Genomic DNA, 19,388 nt, shown 5'->3' on the forward strand with positions numbered 1-19,388 from the left:
ATGTCGGATATTCTCAAGGGTAAACGCGGCCTGATCATGGGCGTGGCTAATGACCGCTCTATCGCGTGGGGCATCGCCAAAGCCATGCACGAAGCGGGCGCTGAGCTGGCTTTCACCTATCAGGGCGAGGCGTTTGGCAAACGGCTTGAACCGCTGGCCCAAAGCTTGGGCAGCGACTTCATGGTCGATGCGGATGTGACCGATGATGATTCACTGGATCGCGCGTTTGGCGAGTTGTCCGCCCGCTGGCCAACAATAGATTTTGTTGTCCACGCTATCGCTTATTCGGACAAGTCCGAACTGACCGGTCGATTCTTGAACACCACGCGGGCAAACTTCAAACACTCGCTGGATGTGTCGGCCTATTCGTTCATCGAAGTTGCCCGTCGCGCCTATCCGCTGATGAAGGACAATGGCGGCACATTGTTGACACTGACCTATCAGGGATCGAACAAGGTTGTACCAAACTACAATGTCATGGGCGTCGCCAAGGCTGCGCTGGAATCGGCGACGCGCTATCTGGCGAACGATCTGGGCCCTGAGGGTATTCGCGTGAACGCCATCTCGCCCGGCCCGATGAAAACATTGGCGGGTGCGGCTATTGGTGGTGCACGCAAGACCTACAAGTTCTGCGACCAGAACGCACCGATGCGTTCGAATGCCACGCTGGAGGCCGTCGGAGGCACCGCCGTTTATCTTGCGTCCGACGCCGGCAGCTATACTTCGGGTGAGATCATCCGCGTCGACGGCGGGTATCATATTCTGGGCATGCCCCAGCCAGAGGCCATGTGACTATATCTTTCCCTGCGGGTGCCAAGATTTGAACATCTTTGCCCCGCAGGGATTACGATATGAGCAAACTTGAACAGATCCTTGCGAGCAACACGCGCTCGCCAGCTTTGAAACGCAAATCAGGAAGCGGACGTGCGCGTCTTTTGCTGCTGATTCTCACATCGCTGCTGATTGCCTTTGTGTTTCTGACCCAACCGCCCGTGCGCGATGCGATTGAGCCGTTGTTGTCACATATCCCGGGCCTTTGATCCAATCAGCATCAGTTGATCGAAACGATTTCGATATCGAAGACCAGATCTTGCCCCGCTAGTGGATGATTTGCATCCAAGGTCACTGTCGCCTCATCTACCTCGACGACAGTCACTGGCAATGCCTGACCGTCAGGAGTTTGCATCTGTAACTGCGTGCCGGGTTCAAGCGGAATGTCATCCGGGATGCCTTCACGCGGGATCTGCTGCCGCATGCCCGGATTGATCGGGCCATAGGCGTCAACGCAATCGATCTCGACACGCTTCTTCTCGCCAATCTCCATGCCCGGCAGGGCAGCGTCCAGACCGGGTATGATCTGCCCGGAACCAACCGCAAACTCCAACGGATCGCGCCCCTCGGAACTGTCGAAGACTTTGCCGTCCAGCAGAGTTCCGGTGTAGTGGATGCGAACCGTGTCGCCTTGTTTGATTGCGGTCATGATGGCCTCCGGCCTGAAAAGAAATGAACGGCGCAGCCTAGAGGCTGACACAGCATTGTAAACCCTGCCCTCTTTAACCCCGGAACCGGTTGTGATTACCTGCGCCCGATCAGGGGAGGATCGGATGGCTATCACCACGTGTGTATTCGACGCTTATGGTACTCTGTTTGACGTGGCCGCCGCCGCCAGGCAGGCCGCAACAGAGCCCGGATTTGAAGCGTTGGCTAGCAAATGGCCCGAGTTGGCCAATCACTGGCGTCTGAAGCAACTGCAATATACATGGTTGCGTGCTGTCGCTGATGCGCATTGTGACTTTTGGGATGTCACGCAAGATGGGCTGGATTGGGCCTTGGAAGCGGTAGGCCTTCAGGGGGATAACACCCTTCGGCAGCGTCTGCTCGATTTGTATTGGGAGTTGCAGGCCTATCCCGAGGTCCCCGATATGTTGAAGGCGCTGAAGGCCGGTGGGTTGCAGACCGCCATCTTGTCCAACGGTTCACCCCCGATGCTGAACGGGGCGGTGCAGTCTGCCGGGATCGGTGATGTGCTGAATGATGTTCTGTCGGTCGAAAGCGTGGGGGTCTTCAAACCCCATGCCAGCGTATACGATCTGGTGCAGAACCGCTTCGGCTGCGCGCGCGATGAAGTGCTGTTCGTCAGCTCAAACGGGTGGGACGCTGCCGGGGCAAGCGGCTATGGATTTGTCACAGCTTGGGTCAACCGCGCTGGCGAGCCAATGGACCGTCTGCCGTGGAAACCTGCACATGTGCTGCCAGACCTGACGACGATCCCTCAATTGGCAGGGCTTTGATGGCATATTTCACCACCTCGGACGGCAAACGCCTGTACTATGAAGATACCGGCACGGGCCATCCTCTGCTTTGCTTGGCTGGCTTGACGCGCAACTGCCGCGACTTTTCATTTCTTGCGCCACATATGCGTGATCTTCGTATGATTGCGATGGATTATCGCGGGCGCGGCAAGTCCGATTTTGATGCGAACTACATGAATTACAACATCCTGCGCGAGGGGCTGGATGCGGTTGATCTGCTGGATCAACTGGGCTTGAAGAAAGTGACTCTGTTGGGCACATCACGCGGGGGGCTGATCGCCATGGCCTTGGCCGCCAGCCATCCTGACCGGCTGGCAGGTGTGATATTAAATGACGTTGGCCCGGTAATCGAACCCGCCGGCATTGCCAAGATTATGGACTATGTCGGCAATCCCCCAAGTTCACAATCCTATGATGAGGCTGCGCAGGTCCTGCAAACGATGATGGCGCCACAGTTCCCGGGCATCGCTCAGGACGTCTGGAAACTGCAGGTAGAACATCAATACATTCAAACCGATACCGGGCTACAGCTGCGTTATGACCCCGCATTGCGACAAGCGCTGATCGAGCAGGCCGCCATCACCCCGGCACCGGACCTGTGGCCTTTGTTCGACGCCCTGCGTACGATCCCCACCGGTGTGATCCGCGGCGCAAATTCCGACTTGTTGAGCAAAGCCACGGTGCAGAAGATGCACGCACACCACCCCGAATTGATCTCGACCGAAGTGCCGGACCGAGGACATGTCCCGTTCCTGAACGAGCCTCAATCCCTAGACCTGATCCGCAAAATACTGGACGCCAAATGAGCAACATAGACATGATCGAAGCCGCCGCCGAGCGGCTGAAAGGTCACGTGCGCGAGACGCCGCTTCTGTCGTCGCCTTTCCTGGATGAAATCGCGGGTCGCCGCGTTCTGATCAAACCCGAATGCCTGCAACACACCGGCAGCTTCAAATTTCGCGGCGCGTGGTCAGCTATTTCGGCACTGGATGAGGCGGCGCGCAACCGGGGCGTCATCGCCTACTCCTCGGGCAATCACGCACAGGGTGTTGCCTATGCAGCGGCTCAACATGGAATCTCGTCCGTCATCGTCATGCCCTCGGATGCGCCGAAGCTGAAGATTGAAAACACCCGCGCGCTGGGCGGTGAGGTCGTCCTTTATGATCGCGCCAGCGAAAGCCGCGAAGACATCGGCGAGGCATTGGCTGCCGAGCGCGGTTTGACTTTGATCCGGCCTTATGACGAACCGCAAGTGATCGCTGGCCAGGGAACAACGGGACTGGAGCTGGCACGTCAGGCACGGGCGCTGGGCGTGACCGAAGGTGACGTTCTGATCTGCTGTGGCGGCGGCGGGCTGACATCTGGTATCGCGCTGGCGTTAGAGCGTCACGCGCCCGGTCTGCGCCCTCGTCCATGCGAGCCTGAAGGGTTCGAAGACGTGAAACGCTCGCTGGCAAGCGGGACGATCCAAAGCAACGACGCTACTTCGGGAAACATCTGCGACGCAATCCTGACGCCACAGCCGGGGCAGATTACCTTTCCCATCCTGCAGCGGCTTTGCGGCCCTGGTCTGTCGGTATCTGAACAGGAATCCCTACGCGCCATGGCCCTTGCGTTTCTGCGTCTGAAGATCGTGCTGGAACCCGGAGGAGCGGTTTCGCTGGCCTCTGCCCTGTTTCGCAAGGATCAGATTGATGGAAATGCGGTGATCGTAGTCGCCTCGGGCGGCAACGTGGATCCGCAGATCTTTGAACGGGCGTTGGAATTCCTTACCTGACAATCGCTTAAAGCCGGTGCAAAATCCGGTCGTAGTCGTTTTAACCGACACCCTGAGCAGACGGGGACGCTAAACATGCATATCGCTGACCTCAAAGATGTTCGGATACACTACCGAATTGATGGCGACGCCGCTGGCGCCCCTATCGTGTTTGCTAATTCACTGGGCACGGATATGCGGCTGTGGGACCCGATATTGCCGCTACTGCCCAAAGGCCTGCGCATCATTAGGTACGACAAACGCGGGCACGGATTGTCAACAGCACCCTCAGCGCCCTATTCCATGGGAAATCTGGTGCGCGACGCCGAGCAATTGCTGGATTATCTAGAGGTCAAGGATTGCGTATTCGTGGGTCTGTCCGTCGGTGGCATGATTGCGCAGGGTCTGGCGGTCAAGCGTATGGATCAGATCCGCGCGCTGGTGCTGTCGAATACGGCCGCCAAGATCGGCACTCCCATGATGTGGCAGCAGCGTATGGATGCTGTCCGTAAAGGCGGGATCGAGGCACTGGCGGATGCCACCATGGATCGGTGGTTCTCGAAATCATTTCGGGCCAGCGCCGAGATGACGCTTTGGCGCAACATGATGGTCCGACAACCGGTCGATGGCTATCTGGGCTGCTGCAGTGCAATTTCTGGCACCGATTTCTATACGCCAACCAGCGGATTGCGCCTGCCGACCTTGGGGATTGCGGGCAGCGAAGACGGCTCAACCCCGCCCGATCTGGTGCGCGAAACGGTCGATCTGATCCCTGGTTCACGCTTTGCGCTGATCCGAAAGGCAGGCCACCTGCCCTGCGTCGAGCGCCCTCAGGACTTTGCCCAATTGATTGGTGATTTTCTGACCGAGATCGGACATATTTGAAGGAGGGATTGTTGGCAGATTTCTTGCTTGTACATGGCTCTTGGCACGGTGCCTGGTGCTGGCGCGATCTGATCCCGGAACTGACCACTTTCGGACATACCGCCCGCGCCATCGATATGCCAAGCCACGGCTCGGACCCGACGCCTATCCGCGATGTCACCCTTGGAACGTGCAGAGATGCCGTGCTGAAGGCTTCGACACCAAAGACCATCATCTTAGGGCACTCGTGGGGTGGATATCCCGTAAGTGCGGCTGCCGAGACCGACCCGAACGCCATGCGAGGTGTGATTTATCTAAGTGCCTATGTTCCGAAATCCGGGCTATCTATGGTCGAAATGCGCAAACGAGCCCCACGCCAACTGATCGGAAATGCCGTCGAAGTATCCGGCGACGGGTTGTCGTATTCGGTGGTACCGGATCAGGTGCACGACCTGCTTTATCACGACTGCGCGCGCGAGGTGGTTGCCTATGCATTCGCGCGCCTGTGCCCTCAGGCGATTGCACCGCAGACTACCCCCCTAGACGTCGGCGATAACTTCGCGCGCGTTCCAAAAGGGTACATCAGAACTACCGATGACAGAATCGTTCCGACCGAATATCAGGCCGAGATGGCGGGCTGCGCGGACCCTGATATGCACCTTACGATAGACAGCTCTCACTCGCCGTTTTTTTCGCATCCTGAGCATCTTGCCGGGTTGATGCACCAGATCTCGCAACGAATGTAGCGAGCCACCGTCGATGTCCCGACCCCGATACGCCGTGCGCCGATCTGTTTGGTTGTCGCACACTGAACCGATGACCCACACAATGCTTATCAATAGGTGGATTCTTTTGCGTCTACCCCACTTTGGCAGAACAACGACACATCCGTGACGGTTTCCACCTTGCAGGTCCCGCCGGGACGGGTCACCGTGATCCCGTTAGGGAGCGGGAAAACACATGCAAACCATCAAAGCAGCCGTATGCCGGGCCTTCGGCGAACCTCTGGTCATCGAAGACATCCTGATCGCACTACCCGGCATGGGCGAGGTCGAGGTAACGCTGGATGCAGTGGCGATTTGCCATTCGGACATTTCCTTTGCAAGCGGCGCATGGGGCGGCCACTTGCCCGCGGTTTACGGGCACGAAGCGGCTGGCATCGTTTCTGCTGTTGGCGAAGGCGCAGGGGATTTCAAACTTGGTGATCCCGTTGTGGTAACCTTGATCCGCGCCTGCGGGTCCTGCCCGTCCTGTGCCGGTGGCATGCCCACCATTTGTGAAACACCTTATGACACGGTGAAAGGTCCGCTGCAGACTGCCGACGGTGATGCGCTGGAACAGGCCATGGCATGCGGGGCCTTTGCCGAAAAGGTAGTTGTCAGCCACCGACAAATCGTCCGCATTCCCGAAACGCTGCCCAAGGACCTTGCCAGCCTGCTGTCCTGCGGGGTGATCACCGGTGTTGGTGCAGCAGTCAACGCCGCCCAGCTTCGCCCCGGGCAGGACGTGGTTGTCATCGGCGCCGGGGGCGTCGGCTTGAACGCAATCCAAGGCGCACGTATTGCCGGAGCTCGCCGTATCGTTGCGGTCGATATGACACAGGATAAGCTGGATATCGCAATGGAGTTCGGCGCGACCCATGGTGTTTTGGCCAGCCAGAAAGAGCCGTGGAAAAGCGCCTACAAGGCGCTGGGCGGACGTGGCGCAGACGCCGTCTTGATTACTGTTGGTGCAATCCCGGCCTATGATCAGGCCCCGCGTTACCTTGGTCGGGGCGGCAAGGCGATCATGATCGGGATGCCCCATTCTGGTGACATGTCCAGCTACGAACCCGTCGTGCTGGCCGCGCTTGGCCAGGGCATGGTGGGCTCAAAAATGGGCGATGTAGTGATCCAGCGCGACATCCCGTGGATGATCGATCTGTATGAACAGGGGCGGCTGAAACTGGACGAGTTGATCTCGGGTCGCTGGACCCTGTCGCAGATCAATGAGGCCATCGAAGACACCAAGTCCGGTGCGGCCAAACGCAATGTAATCTTGTTTGATCGCGACTGAACCCCGCAAAAGGAACACCCGATGAAACTGCAAGATCTCGATGTCATTGTCACTGCGCCTCCGGCACCGGGTTGGGGTGGGCGCTATTGGATTTTGGTCAAGGTCACCACGGATACGGGCGTGATCGGTTGGGGGGAATGCTACGCGTCCTCGGTTGGTCCCGAAGCCATGACCCATGTCATTCGCGATGTATTCGAACGGCACATGCAGGGCGAAAACCCCGAGAATATCGAGTTGATGTTCCGCCGCGCCTATTCCAGCGGCTTCACTCAGCGACCAGACCTGACCGTCATGGGTGCGTTCTCGGGGCTCGAAATCGCCTGCTGGGACATTTTGGGCAAGGATCGTGATCGTCCGGTCTATGCGCTGCTGGGTGGGCGGATGAACGACCGTATCCGGGCGTACACCTATCTCTACCCACTTCCTCAGCATAACCTGACGGACTTCTGGACTTCACCTGAGCAGGCCGGAGAAAGTGCTGCTGAAATGGTCCGGCGCGGCTATACCGCCGTCAAGTTTGATCCCGCCGGGCCTTATACGATCCGCGGTGGACACATGCCCGCGATGTCCGATATCTCAATGTCGATAGCGTTTTGCAAAGCGATCCGTGAGGCAGTTGGAGACAAGGCCGATCTGCTGTTCGGTACTCATGGCCAGTTCAACACAGCCGGAGCTATACGTCTGGGCCAAGCGCTGGAACCCTTTTCGCCGCTGTGGTTCGAAGAACCCACACCCCCCGACATGATCGAGGATATGGCCCGTGTGGCGCGCAATGTCCGTATCCCTGTCGCAACCGGTGAACGGATGACAACCAAAGCGGAATTTGGCGCGGTCCTGCGCGCCGGGGCCGCCGAAATCCTTCAGCCTGCGTTGGGACGCGCTGGCGGTATATGGGAGATGAAGAAAGTCGCCGCAATGGCCGAGGTTTTCAACGCCCAGATGGCACCCCATCTGTATGCGGGACCGATCGAGTGGGCGGCGAATATTCATCTGGCGGCGTCGATCCCGAACCTGCTGCTGCTTGAAAGCATCGAGACCCCATTCCACGATCAACTGATAAAGGGAAGCATCCGCGTCGAGAAGGGGTTCGTCGCTCCTCCGACCGAGCCCGGCCTTGGTATCGAGGTCGATGAAAGCCTTGCCCGAGCCCATCCCTACAAAGGTGACGGGCTGCACCTACAGATGCAGGAAACCCCATGTGACTATGCAAATGGGAATGCGTTTCAAGGCGGTGCACCCGCAACCGAAGGGTAACAATCGACAGGCGAGCAAGCCGATCAGTTCGAGACATACCCCGCGATGACCTGCAACAGTTTAAAGGCTGTGGCTGCATCGTTCTCGACGACCGCCAGAAATTCCTCTTCACCGATCCGTAGGCAGGACAGTTCCGTTTCAGCCACCATGCTCAACGCCCGAGGCTCTTTTCGGATCAACCCCAGCTCTCCCACCAACGCGCCCGCACCAACCGTAGTGATCAGTTGATCGGCCTCGCCCGAACGCGGCAGGTACAATCCTGCCTCGCCCTCAAGGATGACATAGGCGCCATCGGTTGGCTGATCATCCTTCAGAAACACCACCTGGCCGGGTTTCGCTTCGAACCAGCGCGCACCAAAGGCCAGCAGTCGAAGCTGGCGACGGTCGAGCCCAGAGAACAACGGGGTCTGCTCAAGCGCACGCAATTTGCGTACCAGATCGGCAGACGCCGCACCGTCGCCGTCGACGTCGGTTGGGCCTTCACCCGTCACGACCCGGCCCTGACGGATTTCAACATACATGTCGAAAACATCTGGATTTTCGAACGCATCATTTAGATAGATTACAGTAGTTTCGGGCAGCAATTCACGCAGATTTTTATAAACTGCGACCTGTGTCTCCATATCATAGCTGGCAAGCGCGGTTTCCAAGATCAGAATATCTGGCTTTTTGATCGCAGCGCGGGTAAAGGCCAGCGGTTCGGCAAATACCGCAGGCAAGTTCTGGCCGCCAATCGAGACCGGAACATCATAGATCAGTTCCACCACCATCGGTCGCGCCCCGTTCTCGGCCAGAACATCGACGATCAGTTTGCGCGCCTCGTCGGTCCGCGCACCGCCGATCTGGCTGACCTTGCCAAACAGTGCGTTTTCCATGACCGTCAAACCGGGTGCAAAGGCATCCTCATCCAACGGGACGAATACATCGTGCAACGGTTCCAGCAATTTGGCCGAGTGGCTGTGGCGAAGCTCAAGAATGCGGTTCTTCAGCTCATCCGAAAACGCCGGGCCAATCTGCTCGGCCGAGATCACAAATGGCACCGAAAGCAAGCTAGCCAATTGTTCGTCATCCAGCCCGTTTGCGCCTTCCTTCCGGGTTTGCTCGACCAATTCAACCGCGGCCTCGTAGGTCTGGGCCTCAAGCCCCAGCTTGCGAAACAAAGGATGATCGGTTCCATCCAGCCCAAAGATCTGACGCAGCATCTCAATTACGTCGCGTGTCAGGCTGATCAGGGTTTCATCCAACCCCAACTCGCGCAACTGGCCCAGAAACACGGTCTGCTGTGCCAGCAATTGTCGCGTCACTGGAACGCAGGGGGTGGCAAACAACAGGTTTTCAGCAACGGGCAGCGCAGAGTTATAAGCGCACCGATCGAAAATCAGCGCCTGCTGGTCAAGCCCGGCCTCGCGCACCGCCTTCTGAACCCGAGGGCGCAATTCGACCAGCTTTGCTGCCAGTTCCGGGCGCTCATTTGCATCAAACACCTGCTCGGCACCGCGCTGAAACAACGCCGCGCCCGAGCCCATGCCATCGATTAGTTTCAGCCACCAATCGCGCAGCCGTGCTGTATCGTCAAAGCCTGCCGATCCTGGGTCTAGCCATTCGACATGGAATGGATCAGCACTGTTACCTGCCCTCAGCGTCTCGGGGAAATCCGGATCCTCGGTGGACTTGGACAATGGATGTGACCGCATCGGCATCATCACATTTTCACCCAACGTGCCCTGAAACATTATGGGGCGCGAGGTTGCTAGACCTATTCGTTGGGCAACAACGCTTTGATGCAGGCCAGCCATATTGATGCCACCGATTTCAATACGGCCAGAGGTTGGCAGTATCTCGCGGGTCAGCAACTCGGTCAGCGCATGGCGATCTTCCTCGCTGGTGGCCGAAATGCCGACCGTTTTACCTGCTGGGAACGTCAGGTCCAGATCATCCAAAACCTGATTGCCGTCGATATCACGAACCGAGACTTGATTCAGTACGATATCGCCATTCAGATGTGGACGATCCGCTGGCTCTCCGTCAAACAGGGCCTCATCAATCATTCCATCCGGTGCGAAACGATCAATCACAACATCCCATCGCAGCGACATGTCCTGCGTTTGATTATAATAGGTCAGCAGTTCTTTCCAGGGTGAGCTCAAGTCTTTGTAAGCCGCCAGCGCAGCCACCAGAGCACCCAGCGAAACAGATCCCTGCAATACCAGCAGGCCACCGACAAGGTAGAACATGAATGGCGTCAGCTGCGATATGAAGTTGTTGATGAACTTCATAAAGAATTTCTTCTGATAGATCTCAAAGCGGATGGCGAACAGCCGTCCCAGTTGGTCCGAGATCATCGCCCGCCGATAACGCCAACCGCCATTGGCGCGCAGGGTCGAAGCACCGGCAGCGTTCTCGCCGATCTGGGCAGCCAAAACGCGTACCTCTTGAATGCGCTTCTTGTTCAGAAGATTGATCTGGCGTTGCAATCGCGGGATCAACCAGGCCTGCAGCGGGATCAACGCCACCGCGGCCAGTCCGAACCAAACGCTTTGGAGGAACAGAAAGGACAGGATCGTGATCATTTGTCCGGCCTGCAGCACGGGCTGACTGATCGCATCCCCCATCAGCCCACCCATCGGTTCGCTTTCAGCGGTTATCATCGAGACCATTTCGCCCTGACTGACCCGCTCAAAATATGGTTGTGGGAAGCGAAGCGCGCGGTTGATCAACTGATAGCGAAAGCGACGCAGCATACGCTCACTCAGAACACCCTTCATGGTGTTGATACGCATCTTCATCAGCCCGTGCGCCAGCACCGCAGCCAGAAAGGCAAAGCACAGGATCATCAGAAAAATGGTCTGCGTCAGGCTATAACCCCAGACATCGACAATCTGACTTGTCGCGCCGATTGCGTCATTGATGATGCGCTTGGGCAGCTCCAACGTCAGGTAAAGCAAAGGAAACAAGGTCGACGTCACGGCCAGCAAAATCAACTGGTCGCGCTTCGAGTATTTCCAGATGAACTGAAAGATCGATCGTTCTATTGAACCCGCCCCTACTAACGATCCGCCGCTCAAATCACTGATTTTGGCGTGAATACAACGGGCCGAATTTACCGCAATCGTATCCTCGGAAGCAAATGAATTTCCGATTTGCGCCTAATTTGCGTTGTGTGAACAAGTTCATTTGCGCGTTTCGCGTTTACCCCCTAATCTCCTGATTCAGGACGATATCGGGAGGATTCATTTGCCTGCCAGCTTTGGCGCTGTGTTTCTGTTGCTGTGCCTGCTTCAGATCAAACACATGTTCGCCGACTATTATTTACAGACGCCCAAGATGCTTTCCGGGCGAGGCACGTATTTCCACATGGGGCGCGCGCAACATGCTGCTGTGCATGTTGTGGGTTCGGTCGTGATTTTCGCGCTCTTTCGCGCCCCGATTGAATTCATACTGATCATCGCTGCGTTGGAATGGATCGTGCATTTCCACATCGACTTTGCCAAAGCCAACTATTCTGACCGCAAACAGTTGCAACCCAATCAGGCCGCTTTTTGGCGTGCCGCTGGTCTGGATCAGTTGTTTCACAACCTTACTTATATTGGCATGGCCTGGGCTTGGGTGGCTTTCGCGGCTTAAGCTTCAGGGTACCACCGGTCGGTTCCGCTTGATCGTCCGCAGCACGACATTCGTTTGCGCGCTGGCGACGGCGGGCAATCGAAACAAGAAATCTTCCAGAAACGTGTTGTAAGCCGACAGATTCCTGCACAATACACGCAGATGATAATCCGCCTGACCTGTCGTGGCGTAGCATTCCTGCACTTCGGGGCTGATCTCGACGGCCCGGATGAAGTCGACAATCTTGTCCGGGTCATGCCGGGTCAGGTGAACATGCACGATTGCTTCGAACGTCAACCCCATCTCGGCAGGATTCACCAAAGCGCCGTACCGTTCGATCACCCCAGCCTCTTCCAGCGCGCGCACCCTGCGCCATAGGGCTGAGGCCGACATGCCGACTGCATCTGCCAATTCGGCATTTGAAACCCGGCTGTCATTTTGAAGCAGCGTCAGAATGCGGCGGTCCCGATCATCAAGAGTGGCCATCTTGGAAAGATTCATCCGTAACTTTAACTAAATCTGGTGAATCCTATCATATTTTGCAGAACTCGCACAAACTCTGAAACAGAAATTCACCTGCGGGGGGTTAAAATAACCGAACACCAAGGACAAAAACCCATGGACGCGCAGCAATGAGCCACCACGAACCCTCTCCCCGCACCTATCGGCTTGAAGACCGCTATACCCTGACGCAGGGCCGGGTTTTTCTAACAGGCACGCAAGCCTTGGCGCGGATTATGATGGACCAGGCCCGACGCGACCGTCAGGCCGGGCTGAACACGGCGGGGTTTGTCTCGGGCTATCGCGGATCGCCACTGGGCGGGCTGGATCTCGAGCTATGGCGCGCAAAGGACCGGCTGAAGACGGATCGCATCACGTTCATGCCCGCCGTGAACGAAGACCTCGGCGCAACGGCGGTTCTGGGTGCGCAACAGGCCATTTTGGACCCGCATTGCGAGGTCGAGGGCATCTTTTCGATGTGGTACGGTAAAGGCCCCGGTGTCGACCGATCAGGCGATGCATTGAAACACGGGAATGCATATGGGTCTGCGCCAAAAGGTGGCGTGCTGGTCGTGGCAGGCGATGATCATGGTTGCGTCAGTTCTTCGATGCCGCATCAGTCGGATGTGGCCTTCATGTCGTGGTTCATGCCGACATTGAACCCAGCCTCGGTCGAGGAATATTTGGAATTCGGCGAGTACGGGTTCGCTCTGTCCCGTTTCTCAGGCACGTGGGTCGGGTTCAAGGCGGTCTCGGAAACGGTCGAAAGCGCACGGTCCGTCGATCTGCACCCGGATCGCAGCTTTTCCCTGCCGCAGATCGACTTGCCCGAACTCGGTTTGCACGTCCGCACCGCCGATTTGCCCTCGCCCGAGATCGAGACCCGCATCCAACACAAGTTGCGCGCCGTTCGGGCCTTTGCCGAAGCAAACCCCATCGACCGGCGTATTTATGACATCGACAGTGCGAAGTTCGGCTTCGTGACCACCGGCAAGGGGCACCTCGATCTCATGGAGGCGCTGCGTTTGCTGGACCTTGATGAAGCCGCCTGTCGCCGCTTGGGGATCGACATCTACAAGGTTGGCATGGTCTGGCCGCTAGCCCGTCGCAACGCGTTGCGCTTTGTGAAAGGCAAGGCCGAGGTTCTGGTCGTCGAGGAAAAGCGCGGCATCATCGAAAGCCAATTCAAAGAATATTTCTATGACTGGCCCGGCGACAAACCCCATAAGATGGTAGGTAAATATGACAGCCATGGCGAACCGCTGATCCCATGGACCGGGGAACTCAGCCCTTTGATGCTGGCCCCTATTGTTGCCGCCCGACTTAACACGTTCTTCCCTGAAGAAAACCTGCCTGCCAAAGCGCGTGCACTGACTGAGACAGAACCTTCCGTGATCAACGTCCCGGGCGCAACACGGACACCCTATTTCTGCTCGGGCTGCCCGCACAATACATCAACCAAAGTTCCAGAAGGCTCTACCGCTGCCAGCGGCATTGGTTGCCACGTAATGGCATCTTGGATGGATCGCGAGACGGTCGGGTATGCACAGATGGGAGGCGAAGGCGTACCCCATGTGGTGGCCTCACAATTCAATGGCGGAAAGCATATCTTCCAGAACCTTGGCGAAGGGACGTGGTACCATTCTGGATCACTCGCGATCCGTCAGGCGGTCGCGGCAGGGACAAATATCACCTATAAAATCCTCTACAATGATGCGGTCGCAATGACCGGAGGGCAACCAGTGGATGGACCTGTCAGCGTTGCAGGCATTGCCCAAACCTGCCGGGCTGAAGGCGTTGCGCGGATCGCGCTGGTCTCGGACAACATTGCCAAGTTTCACCGATCCGATTTCCCGGCTGGCACCACATTCCACGACCGGGCAAAGATGGACAGCCTGCAACGCGAACTGCGCGACATACCCGGAGTCACGGTCCTGATCTATGAACAGACCTGCGCCACCGAGAAACGCCGCCGCCGCAAGCGTGGGACAATGGAGGACCCCTCGACGTTCGTCTGGATCAATGATCTTGTCTGCGAAGGTTGCGGCGATTGTTCGGTGGCATCGAATTGCCTGAGCGTTGAGCCGCGAGAAACCCCGCTGGGGCGCAAGCGCAAGATCAATCTAAGTTCGTGCAACAAGGATTTTTCGTGCTTGAACGGGTTCTGTCCGAGTTTTGTGACCGTTGAGGGCGCAACCCGACGAAAGCGCGCCATCGAAATGGACTTCAATGCGCTTGAAACAGGCCTGCCGGACCCAAAGCTTCCATCTTTGGACACACCGTTTGATCTGCTTGTGACAGGCGTGGGTGGCACTGGGGTTGTCACGGTTGGGGCCCTGATCACTATGGCCGCGCATCTGGAAGGCAAAGGTGCCTCGGTCCTGGATTTCACCGGATTTGCGCAGAAATTCGGCACGGTACTCAGTTACATCCGCCTTGGCGCAGCTCCGGATGCGCTTAACCAAGTACGCATAGATCAAGGCGCTGCGGATTCGGTGATTGGCTGTGATGTGGTGGTGAGTTCGGCCCCCAAAGCCTCAACTCATTATGCCCGCGGGACACGCGTTGTGCTGAACAGGGCTGAGATGCCCACCGGCGATCTTGTCCTGCGTCGCGATGCCCAATTGCGGGTCGATAAGCGGGAACAGGCGATCGCAGATGTGGTTGGGGTGGACAATCTCGCCAGCCTTGACGCAAATGCAATAGCTGAGGCGCTACTGGGGGATTCCGTCTTCGCCAACGTCATTTTGCTGGGTTATGCATGGCAAAACGAGCTGGTTCCGGTATCGCACCTTGCATTGGCTCAGGCCATCTTGCTGAACGGTGTTGCCGTCGAAAAAAACCGGCTGGCCTTTGCTCTTGGGCGTTGTCTGGCGGCTGACCCCGACCGCATTCACGGGCTGGCACTACCCGAAGAGGCAAACGGCACCTTGGATCAGGTGATTGCGCGTCGGGTGGCGTTTTTGACAGATTATCAGGATGCCGCATATGCGGATCGCTATGCGCAACAGGTTGAAGCAATCCGCGCGTCGAACCCGAAAATATCCGACGATATTCTAGAATCCGTAGCCCGTAACCTGTTCCGCTTCATGGCCTATAAGGACGAGTTCGAAGTGGCCCGGCTGCAAACGTCCCAAAACTTCGACAACGAACTGAAGCAACAGTTCGAGGGAGATTTCAAAACCAGTTACCACTTCGCCCCGCCAATGCTCAGCTGGCGCAAGGACGAACGGGGCCGCCCCCTCAAGTTTGCACTGGGCCCATGGATGCGCCCGGTTCTGCGGGGACTGTCCCGTCTACGTGGTTTGCGCGGCTCGGTCCTGAACCCCTTCGGCTATCACTCCGAAGCGCGACTGCATCGAGATATCCTAAACTGGTACCAATCGCTGTTGGACATGTATCTGACAAACCCCTCCGCCCATTCCGAGGCCGAGTGGCTGGACGCGCTGTCAGCTGCGGACCAGATACGCGGTTTCGGTCCAGTACGGGAAGAAAGCTATGAGAACGCGCGCGCGATGGCGCGTTAACCAAGCACCGAGAAACTGCTATCGGTATTGACCGGTCGCTTGCGGGAATAAAAACCGGTGTCGATTGTGCGTCCAATGTAAGGCAGTTCAAACTGCATCGGCTTGTCGTCATGATCCGCACCGCCTTCGACGTAGTCGATCAGTTCAGCCATCATTTTGCCTGCAATCGGCGCGTTCTTGTATTGGTTACCGCTGGTGCCGCAGGCCATGTAAAACCCCGGCAGGCTGGACTTGTCATAGATCGGAATCCAGTCAGTCGAGGCATCATACAAATCCACCACCCCACGGGTTCTGGAGGGTATCCCCAGGCTAGGGACCCGTTGGGCATAACGCATGGCCTGCGTGGTCCATTGATCCGTAAAATCGTGGTTATAGCTTACATCATCTTCGCACCATTGATGCGGATCACAAGCCGGATCCTCGGAACCGATCAGAATATGATTGCCATGTTCTGGACGGCAATACAGCGCGATATCACTATCCGAGACAATTGTTCCTTGCGTTTCGAAATCAAATCCTTCGGGCGCGGGTACATGCACCACCTCCTGCCGCAGCGGGCGGGTTTGAATGGTCATGTCACCCAGAACCCCGGCCATTTCGTTGACAAGCGCTGACCCGGGACCGGCAACATTCACCACCACTTTGGCGTGGATTTCTTCACCAGAGGCAAGTCTGACACCTGCGACGCGCCCCTGCTGCGACAGGATTTCGCGTACGTCTGCGCCCGTTCGCACTTCGGCACCATGCAGCTTGGCGGCATCCATCAGGTTTTGCGCCGACAACGCCGGATCGGTCACATAACCTGCTTTCGGCCAGAATACTGCGCCCTGAATCCGATCTCCGTTCGGTTGGCCGAACTCCGGATCATCCATGCGCCGCGCCGGGGCAAAGCTGTCCAGAGAATAGATCGGCAGACGTTCGGTAATCCGCTCAGGTGTCCATTCTTCAAACGGACAATCCAGTTCGGCGCTGTACTTCTTATGTTTCTCAAGAAACCCATTGGACTCGGTCTTGACGACCAAACAACCGGTCTCACGAAACTGCGCCAAATCGGCTGTGTCGGGCAAGCCCAGATAGTTCGCCCAATCACGCCAATAGTGATAGCCTTCCCAAGCGAACGCGGTTCCATCGAGGGTCGAATAATGCATCCGAATTATCGCGCAAGAGCCTGCGGTCGAGCCATGCCCAACCTGCGCATTGCGATCCAACGACAGAGTTTTCCAACCGGCCTTGGACATCTCGAACGCGATGGCGGCTCCGATCACACCGGTGCCAATGATGATTGCGTCAGGTTGGTTCATGTCCTGCCCCTTCCCAGAAACGTTTCGCATACGCGCTGAACTCGGTGATTTCCTCGGGTCGCGGTTCGACCCCTGTAAAAACATAAAGGTAGTGTGGAACCATCGACAGCCTGATCGCCAGTGGTTCGTTTAACTGCGCCAGATCATATCCGATTTGCATATAATATAGCACCCGCGCCCGCGTCTCTGCCTCGGTCTCATCATAGTTGAACCGGATGAACATCGCGCGCAGCGCGGCCAGGCGACGGGCATCGGACTGGTCCAGCATACGCCGCACCTTTCCCGATCTTCGTGCCCAATCCCGCACAGCAAAATCAAGCGCCGTATCAAATAGTTCGGTATTCACAACGCAGCGCTGCACATTGCACACCGCAGCCGTGATCGTTTCAGCAGGCAATTCGGATTGCGCGATCAAGGCCGCCGTATTTGTCGCCTGCCATCGCGCCAGCAGCGCATCCAGCAATTCCTGCCGCGACTTGAAGTACCAGTAGAATGATGAGCGCGAGACCGCCATCCGCTCGGCAAGGTTCATGACTTTCACCTGCTCGACCCCGTCCGAAATCAGGACGTCCATGGCCACGTTCAGCCAATCATCGCGCGTGACCTTGACGTTACCAATCAGTGGTTCAGCTTCAGGATCGTCCCGGTGCAGGATGGGTTTGGTGTTCATTCAACTCTCCGGCGGTGCGCCGCCCTCTTCTGTACGGCGCGCTATGAAATCCTTCAACGCACCAAGGCGATCCGTATCTGATGCCGGTGCTTTGAAATTTGCCAGGATTTCCTTCCAAACACCGGTCGCGCGGTGGTTGGCGTCGATCGCGCCACGCTCGGTCCAGGTGCCGAAGTTGGCGTAGTCATGCAGGTGCGGTTCATAAAACGCGGTATTATAGCGCTCCATTGTTTGGCTCGTGGCGAAGAAATGTCCGCTGGGTTCAACCTCGCTCAGCGCTGAGTCAAAGCCGATCTCAGCCCCACGGGCCTGCGCCCCAGCACAAAGCTCGGCCACCATGTTCAACACCTCGGCATCACAGATCATCTTCTCGAAAGATACGGTCAGGCCACCTTCGAGCCATCCGGCCGAATGAATGATGACCGTCGCCCCGGCCATCAGGCAGCCCCACAGGCCGAACTGGTTTTCATTGGCGGCCTGAACGTCGTTGATATTTGCCGCAGACCCCGCCGCAGACCGCCAGGGCAGGCCCAGATACCGGGCCAACTGGCCCGCCGCCAAAGACGCCTGAAAATGCGAGGGTGTCCCGAATGCAGGCGCCCCTGATTTCATGTCGACATTGCTGGTAAAGGTCCCATAGCACACCGGCGCACCGGGGTTGGTAAGCTGGGTCAGCGTCAAGGCCGCAAGCGCCTCGGCATGGGACAGCGTGATGGCCCCGGCCACCGTGATCGGAGCCATTGCGCCCATCAGGGTAAAGGGTGTGATGATCGACATCTGACCATGGCGCGCAAAGTCGATCAGCCCCTGAGCCATTGGAATATCCAGCGTCCGCGGGCTGTTGGTGTTGATAATCGTGTAACAATGGGCGTTAGCGCGGAACTCCTTGTCAGACAGACCTCGCGCCGTCGAGAGCATCTCGAAGCAGTCCATCACTTGCGGCGTGCCTCGCGAGAAGAAGAACGGGAACTTATCCGTCAGCTCCATCTGCGCTTGTGTGGTGAAATAGTGCCGCACATTGGTTGGCACGTCCTGCGGTTCGACCTGCGGTGAGATCATCTGGAAGACATCAAAGTGATGAGTGAGCTTTAGGAACTCCAGATAATCCTGCCCACTCGCTGGCCGCCGACCGCGTTCCAGATCGGTCGCGTTTGGAGCGCCAGCCCCGGGTTGGAACACCAAAGAGCCCAGCTCCAAAGTGAAATCCCGGTGCCGCGCGCCCGCCCGGCAGCCGATGGATTTCGGAGCTGAGGCCACCGCAGCCTCAACCATATCCCGCCCGATGAAGACCATTTCGCTGTCTTCATCCACGCGGGCGCCACCCTGCGCGTAGATTCGCCGCGCTTCGGGCAATAGAACTTTCACGCCCAACTCTTCCAGTGTGCGCAATGCGGTGTCGTGCATATCTGCAATCTGATCCGTCGGGAACACTTCCATCTGTGGAAACGGATTGCGCAACTGGCGATAATTCACCTCGCGACTAGATTGCGGGGCGGCATCGGTCCCGCGCCCGCGCCGTCGGCGTCTTTGGCCCAAGTCCGACAT

At 57.4% G+C, this 19,388-nt stretch carries 17 protein-coding genes; 11 read left to right on the top strand and 6 right to left on the bottom strand.

Annotated features, from left to right (window positions below; all coding sequences use genetic code 11):
- Window positions 1-792, top strand: a complete 792-nt coding sequence (locus ACR0AU_RS16645; protein ID WP_170397587.1) for an enoyl-ACP reductase FabI — start codon at window positions 1-3, stop codon at window positions 790-792.
- A gap of 59 nt (window positions 793-851) precedes the next feature.
- The gene (locus ACR0AU_RS16650; protein ID WP_170397589.1) at window positions 852-1,040 is read left to right on the top strand and encodes a hypothetical protein; all 189 of its coding nucleotides are present in this window, start codon (window positions 852-854) and stop codon (window positions 1,038-1,040) included.
- A gap of 11 nt (window positions 1,041-1,051) precedes the next feature.
- Here the strand turns inward: ACR0AU_RS16650 and ACR0AU_RS16655 are convergent, their stop codons facing one another.
- Window positions 1,052-1,480, bottom strand: coding sequence for an FKBP-type peptidyl-prolyl cis-trans isomerase (locus ACR0AU_RS16655; RefSeq protein ID WP_170397592.1), 429 nt, complete (start codon window positions 1,478-1,480; stop codon window positions 1,052-1,054).
- Window positions 1,481-1,604: 124 nt separating this feature from the next.
- On the opposite strand from ACR0AU_RS16655, the gene ACR0AU_RS16660 reads away from it, so the two are divergent.
- From ACR0AU_RS16660 to ACR0AU_RS16690, 7 genes are all read left to right on the top strand, one after another.
- Window positions 1,605-2,291, top strand: coding sequence for a haloacid dehalogenase type II (locus ACR0AU_RS16660; RefSeq protein WP_170511492.1), 687 nt, complete (start codon window positions 1,605-1,607; stop codon window positions 2,289-2,291).
- Window positions 2,291-3,118 (top strand): alpha/beta fold hydrolase, encoded by an 828-nt coding sequence (locus tag ACR0AU_RS16665; RefSeq protein ID WP_480795969.1) that lies wholly within the window; start codon window positions 2,291-2,293, stop codon window positions 3,116-3,118. Before ACR0AU_RS16660 ends, ACR0AU_RS16665 begins: the two co-directional genes overlap by 1 nt.
- Window positions 3,115-4,089, top strand: a complete 975-nt coding sequence (locus ACR0AU_RS16670; protein WP_170596939.1) for a threonine/serine dehydratase family protein — start codon at window positions 3,115-3,117, stop codon at window positions 4,087-4,089. Before ACR0AU_RS16665 ends, ACR0AU_RS16670 begins: the two co-directional genes overlap by 4 nt.
- Window positions 4,090-4,164: 75 nt before the next feature.
- Entirely contained in the window at window positions 4,165-4,953 is a 789-nt protein-coding gene (gene pcaD / locus ACR0AU_RS16675; RefSeq protein WP_170733304.1) for a 3-oxoadipate enol-lactonase, read from the top strand.
- An 11-nt stretch (window positions 4,954-4,964) separates the two neighbouring features.
- Window positions 4,965-5,678: an alpha/beta fold hydrolase gene (locus ACR0AU_RS16680; RefSeq protein WP_170397608.1), complete on the top strand. Its 714-nt coding sequence runs from the start codon at window positions 4,965-4,967 to the stop codon at window positions 5,676-5,678.
- 214 nt (window positions 5,679-5,892) lie between these two features.
- Window positions 5,893-6,987, top strand: a complete 1,095-nt coding sequence (locus ACR0AU_RS16685) for a Zn-dependent alcohol dehydrogenase (RefSeq protein ID WP_480795970.1) — start codon at window positions 5,893-5,895, stop codon at window positions 6,985-6,987.
- 21 nt (window positions 6,988-7,008) lie between these two features.
- Window positions 7,009-8,241, top strand: a complete 1,233-nt coding sequence (locus ACR0AU_RS16690; RefSeq protein WP_170733306.1) for a mandelate racemase/muconate lactonizing enzyme family protein — start codon at window positions 7,009-7,011, stop codon at window positions 8,239-8,241.
- A 23-nt stretch (window positions 8,242-8,264) separates the two neighbouring features.
- Here the strand turns inward: ACR0AU_RS16690 and ACR0AU_RS16695 are convergent, their stop codons facing one another.
- Window positions 8,265-11,306 carry an ABC transporter transmembrane domain-containing protein gene (locus tag ACR0AU_RS16695; RefSeq protein ID WP_480795971.1) on the bottom strand — a complete coding sequence of 1,014 codons (3,042 nt, stop codon included), beginning with the start codon at window positions 11,304-11,306 and terminating at the stop codon, window positions 8,265-8,267.
- A gap of 169 nt (window positions 11,307-11,475) precedes the next feature.
- Here ACR0AU_RS16695 and ACR0AU_RS16700 point away from each other — a divergent pair, with 169 nt between their 5' ends.
- Window positions 11,476-11,865: a DUF3307 domain-containing protein gene (locus ACR0AU_RS16700; RefSeq protein ID WP_170397621.1), complete on the top strand. Its 390-nt coding sequence runs from the start codon at window positions 11,476-11,478 to the stop codon at window positions 11,863-11,865.
- A gap of 3 nt (window positions 11,866-11,868) precedes the next feature.
- Here ACR0AU_RS16700 and ACR0AU_RS16705 read toward each other — a convergent pair whose 3' ends face one another.
- On the bottom strand, window positions 11,869-12,330 hold the full coding sequence (locus ACR0AU_RS16705; protein WP_170733307.1) for an Lrp/AsnC family transcriptional regulator: 462 nt from the start codon (window positions 12,328-12,330) through the stop codon (window positions 11,869-11,871).
- A 146-nt stretch (window positions 12,331-12,476) separates the two neighbouring features.
- On the opposite strand from ACR0AU_RS16705, the gene ACR0AU_RS16710 reads away from it, so the two are divergent.
- Window positions 12,477-15,872, top strand: coding sequence for an indolepyruvate ferredoxin oxidoreductase family protein (locus ACR0AU_RS16710; RefSeq protein WP_480795972.1), 3,396 nt, complete (start codon window positions 12,477-12,479; stop codon window positions 15,870-15,872).
- On the opposite strand, the gene ACR0AU_RS16715 is transcribed toward ACR0AU_RS16710, so the two are convergent.
- The 3 genes from ACR0AU_RS16715 to ACR0AU_RS16725 are packed head-to-tail and all read right to left on the bottom strand — an operon-like array spanning window position 15,869 to window position 19,388.
- On the bottom strand, window positions 15,869-17,173 hold the full coding sequence (locus tag ACR0AU_RS16715; protein ID WP_170733309.1) for an FAD-dependent oxidoreductase: 1,305 nt from the start codon (window positions 17,171-17,173) through the stop codon (window positions 15,869-15,871). The genes ACR0AU_RS16710 and ACR0AU_RS16715 overlap by 4 nt on opposite strands.
- Window positions 17,160-17,843 carry a TetR/AcrR family transcriptional regulator gene (locus tag ACR0AU_RS16720; RefSeq protein WP_170397633.1) on the bottom strand — a complete coding sequence of 228 codons (684 nt, stop codon included), beginning with the start codon at window positions 17,841-17,843 and terminating at the stop codon, window positions 17,160-17,162. The genes ACR0AU_RS16715 and ACR0AU_RS16720 overlap by 14 nt, the downstream gene beginning before the upstream one ends.
- Window positions 17,844-19,388 carry a trimethylamine methyltransferase family protein gene (locus tag ACR0AU_RS16725; RefSeq protein WP_170424438.1) on the bottom strand — a complete coding sequence of 515 codons (1,545 nt, stop codon included), beginning with the start codon at window positions 19,386-19,388 and terminating at the stop codon, window positions 17,844-17,846.

The organism is Ruegeria sp. CG1 (assembly GCF_056537265.1).

What these genes read in the sequence shown, in the direction of transcription:
- ACR0AU_RS16710 (WP_480795972.1), top strand. Translation starts at nt 12,477, where the DNA reads ATGAGCCACCACGAACCCTCTCCCCGCACCTATCGGCTTGAAGACCGC.
- ACR0AU_RS16705 (WP_170733307.1), bottom strand. Translation starts at nt 12,330, where the DNA reads ATGGCCACTCTTGATGATCGGGACCGCCGCATTCTGACGCTGCTTCAA.
- ACR0AU_RS16725 (WP_170424438.1), bottom strand. Translation starts at nt 19,388, where the DNA reads ATGTCGGACTTGGGCCAAAGACGCCGACGGCGCGGGCGCGGGACCGAT.
- ACR0AU_RS16660 (WP_170511492.1), top strand. Translation starts at nt 1,605, where the DNA reads ATGGCTATCACCACGTGTGTATTCGACGCTTATGGTACTCTGTTTGAC.
- ACR0AU_RS16690 (WP_170733306.1), top strand. Translation starts at nt 7,009, where the DNA reads ATGAAACTGCAAGATCTCGATGTCATTGTCACTGCGCCTCCGGCACCG.
- ACR0AU_RS16665 (WP_480795969.1), top strand. Translation starts at nt 2,291, where the DNA reads ATGGCATATTTCACCACCTCGGACGGCAAACGCCTGTACTATGAAGAT.
- ACR0AU_RS16715 (WP_170733309.1), bottom strand. Translation starts at nt 17,173, where the DNA reads ATGAACCAACCTGACGCAATCATCATTGGCACCGGTGTGATCGGAGCC.
- pcaD (WP_170733304.1), top strand. Translation starts at nt 4,165, where the DNA reads ATGCATATCGCTGACCTCAAAGATGTTCGGATACACTACCGAATTGAT.
- ACR0AU_RS16650 (WP_170397589.1), top strand. Translation starts at nt 852, where the DNA reads ATGAGCAAACTTGAACAGATCCTTGCGAGCAACACGCGCTCGCCAGCT.
- ACR0AU_RS16645 (WP_170397587.1), top strand. Translation starts at nt 1, where the DNA reads ATGTCGGATATTCTCAAGGGTAAACGCGGCCTGATCATGGGCGTGGCT.
- ACR0AU_RS16720 (WP_170397633.1), bottom strand. Translation starts at nt 17,843, where the DNA reads ATGAACACCAAACCCATCCTGCACCGGGACGATCCTGAAGCTGAACCA.
- ACR0AU_RS16655 (WP_170397592.1), bottom strand. Translation starts at nt 1,480, where the DNA reads ATGACCGCAATCAAACAAGGCGACACGGTTCGCATCCACTACACCGGA.
- ACR0AU_RS16670 (WP_170596939.1), top strand. Translation starts at nt 3,115, where the DNA reads ATGAGCAACATAGACATGATCGAAGCCGCCGCCGAGCGGCTGAAAGGT.
- ACR0AU_RS16685 (WP_480795970.1), top strand. Translation starts at nt 5,893, where the DNA reads ATGCAAACCATCAAAGCAGCCGTATGCCGGGCCTTCGGCGAACCTCTG.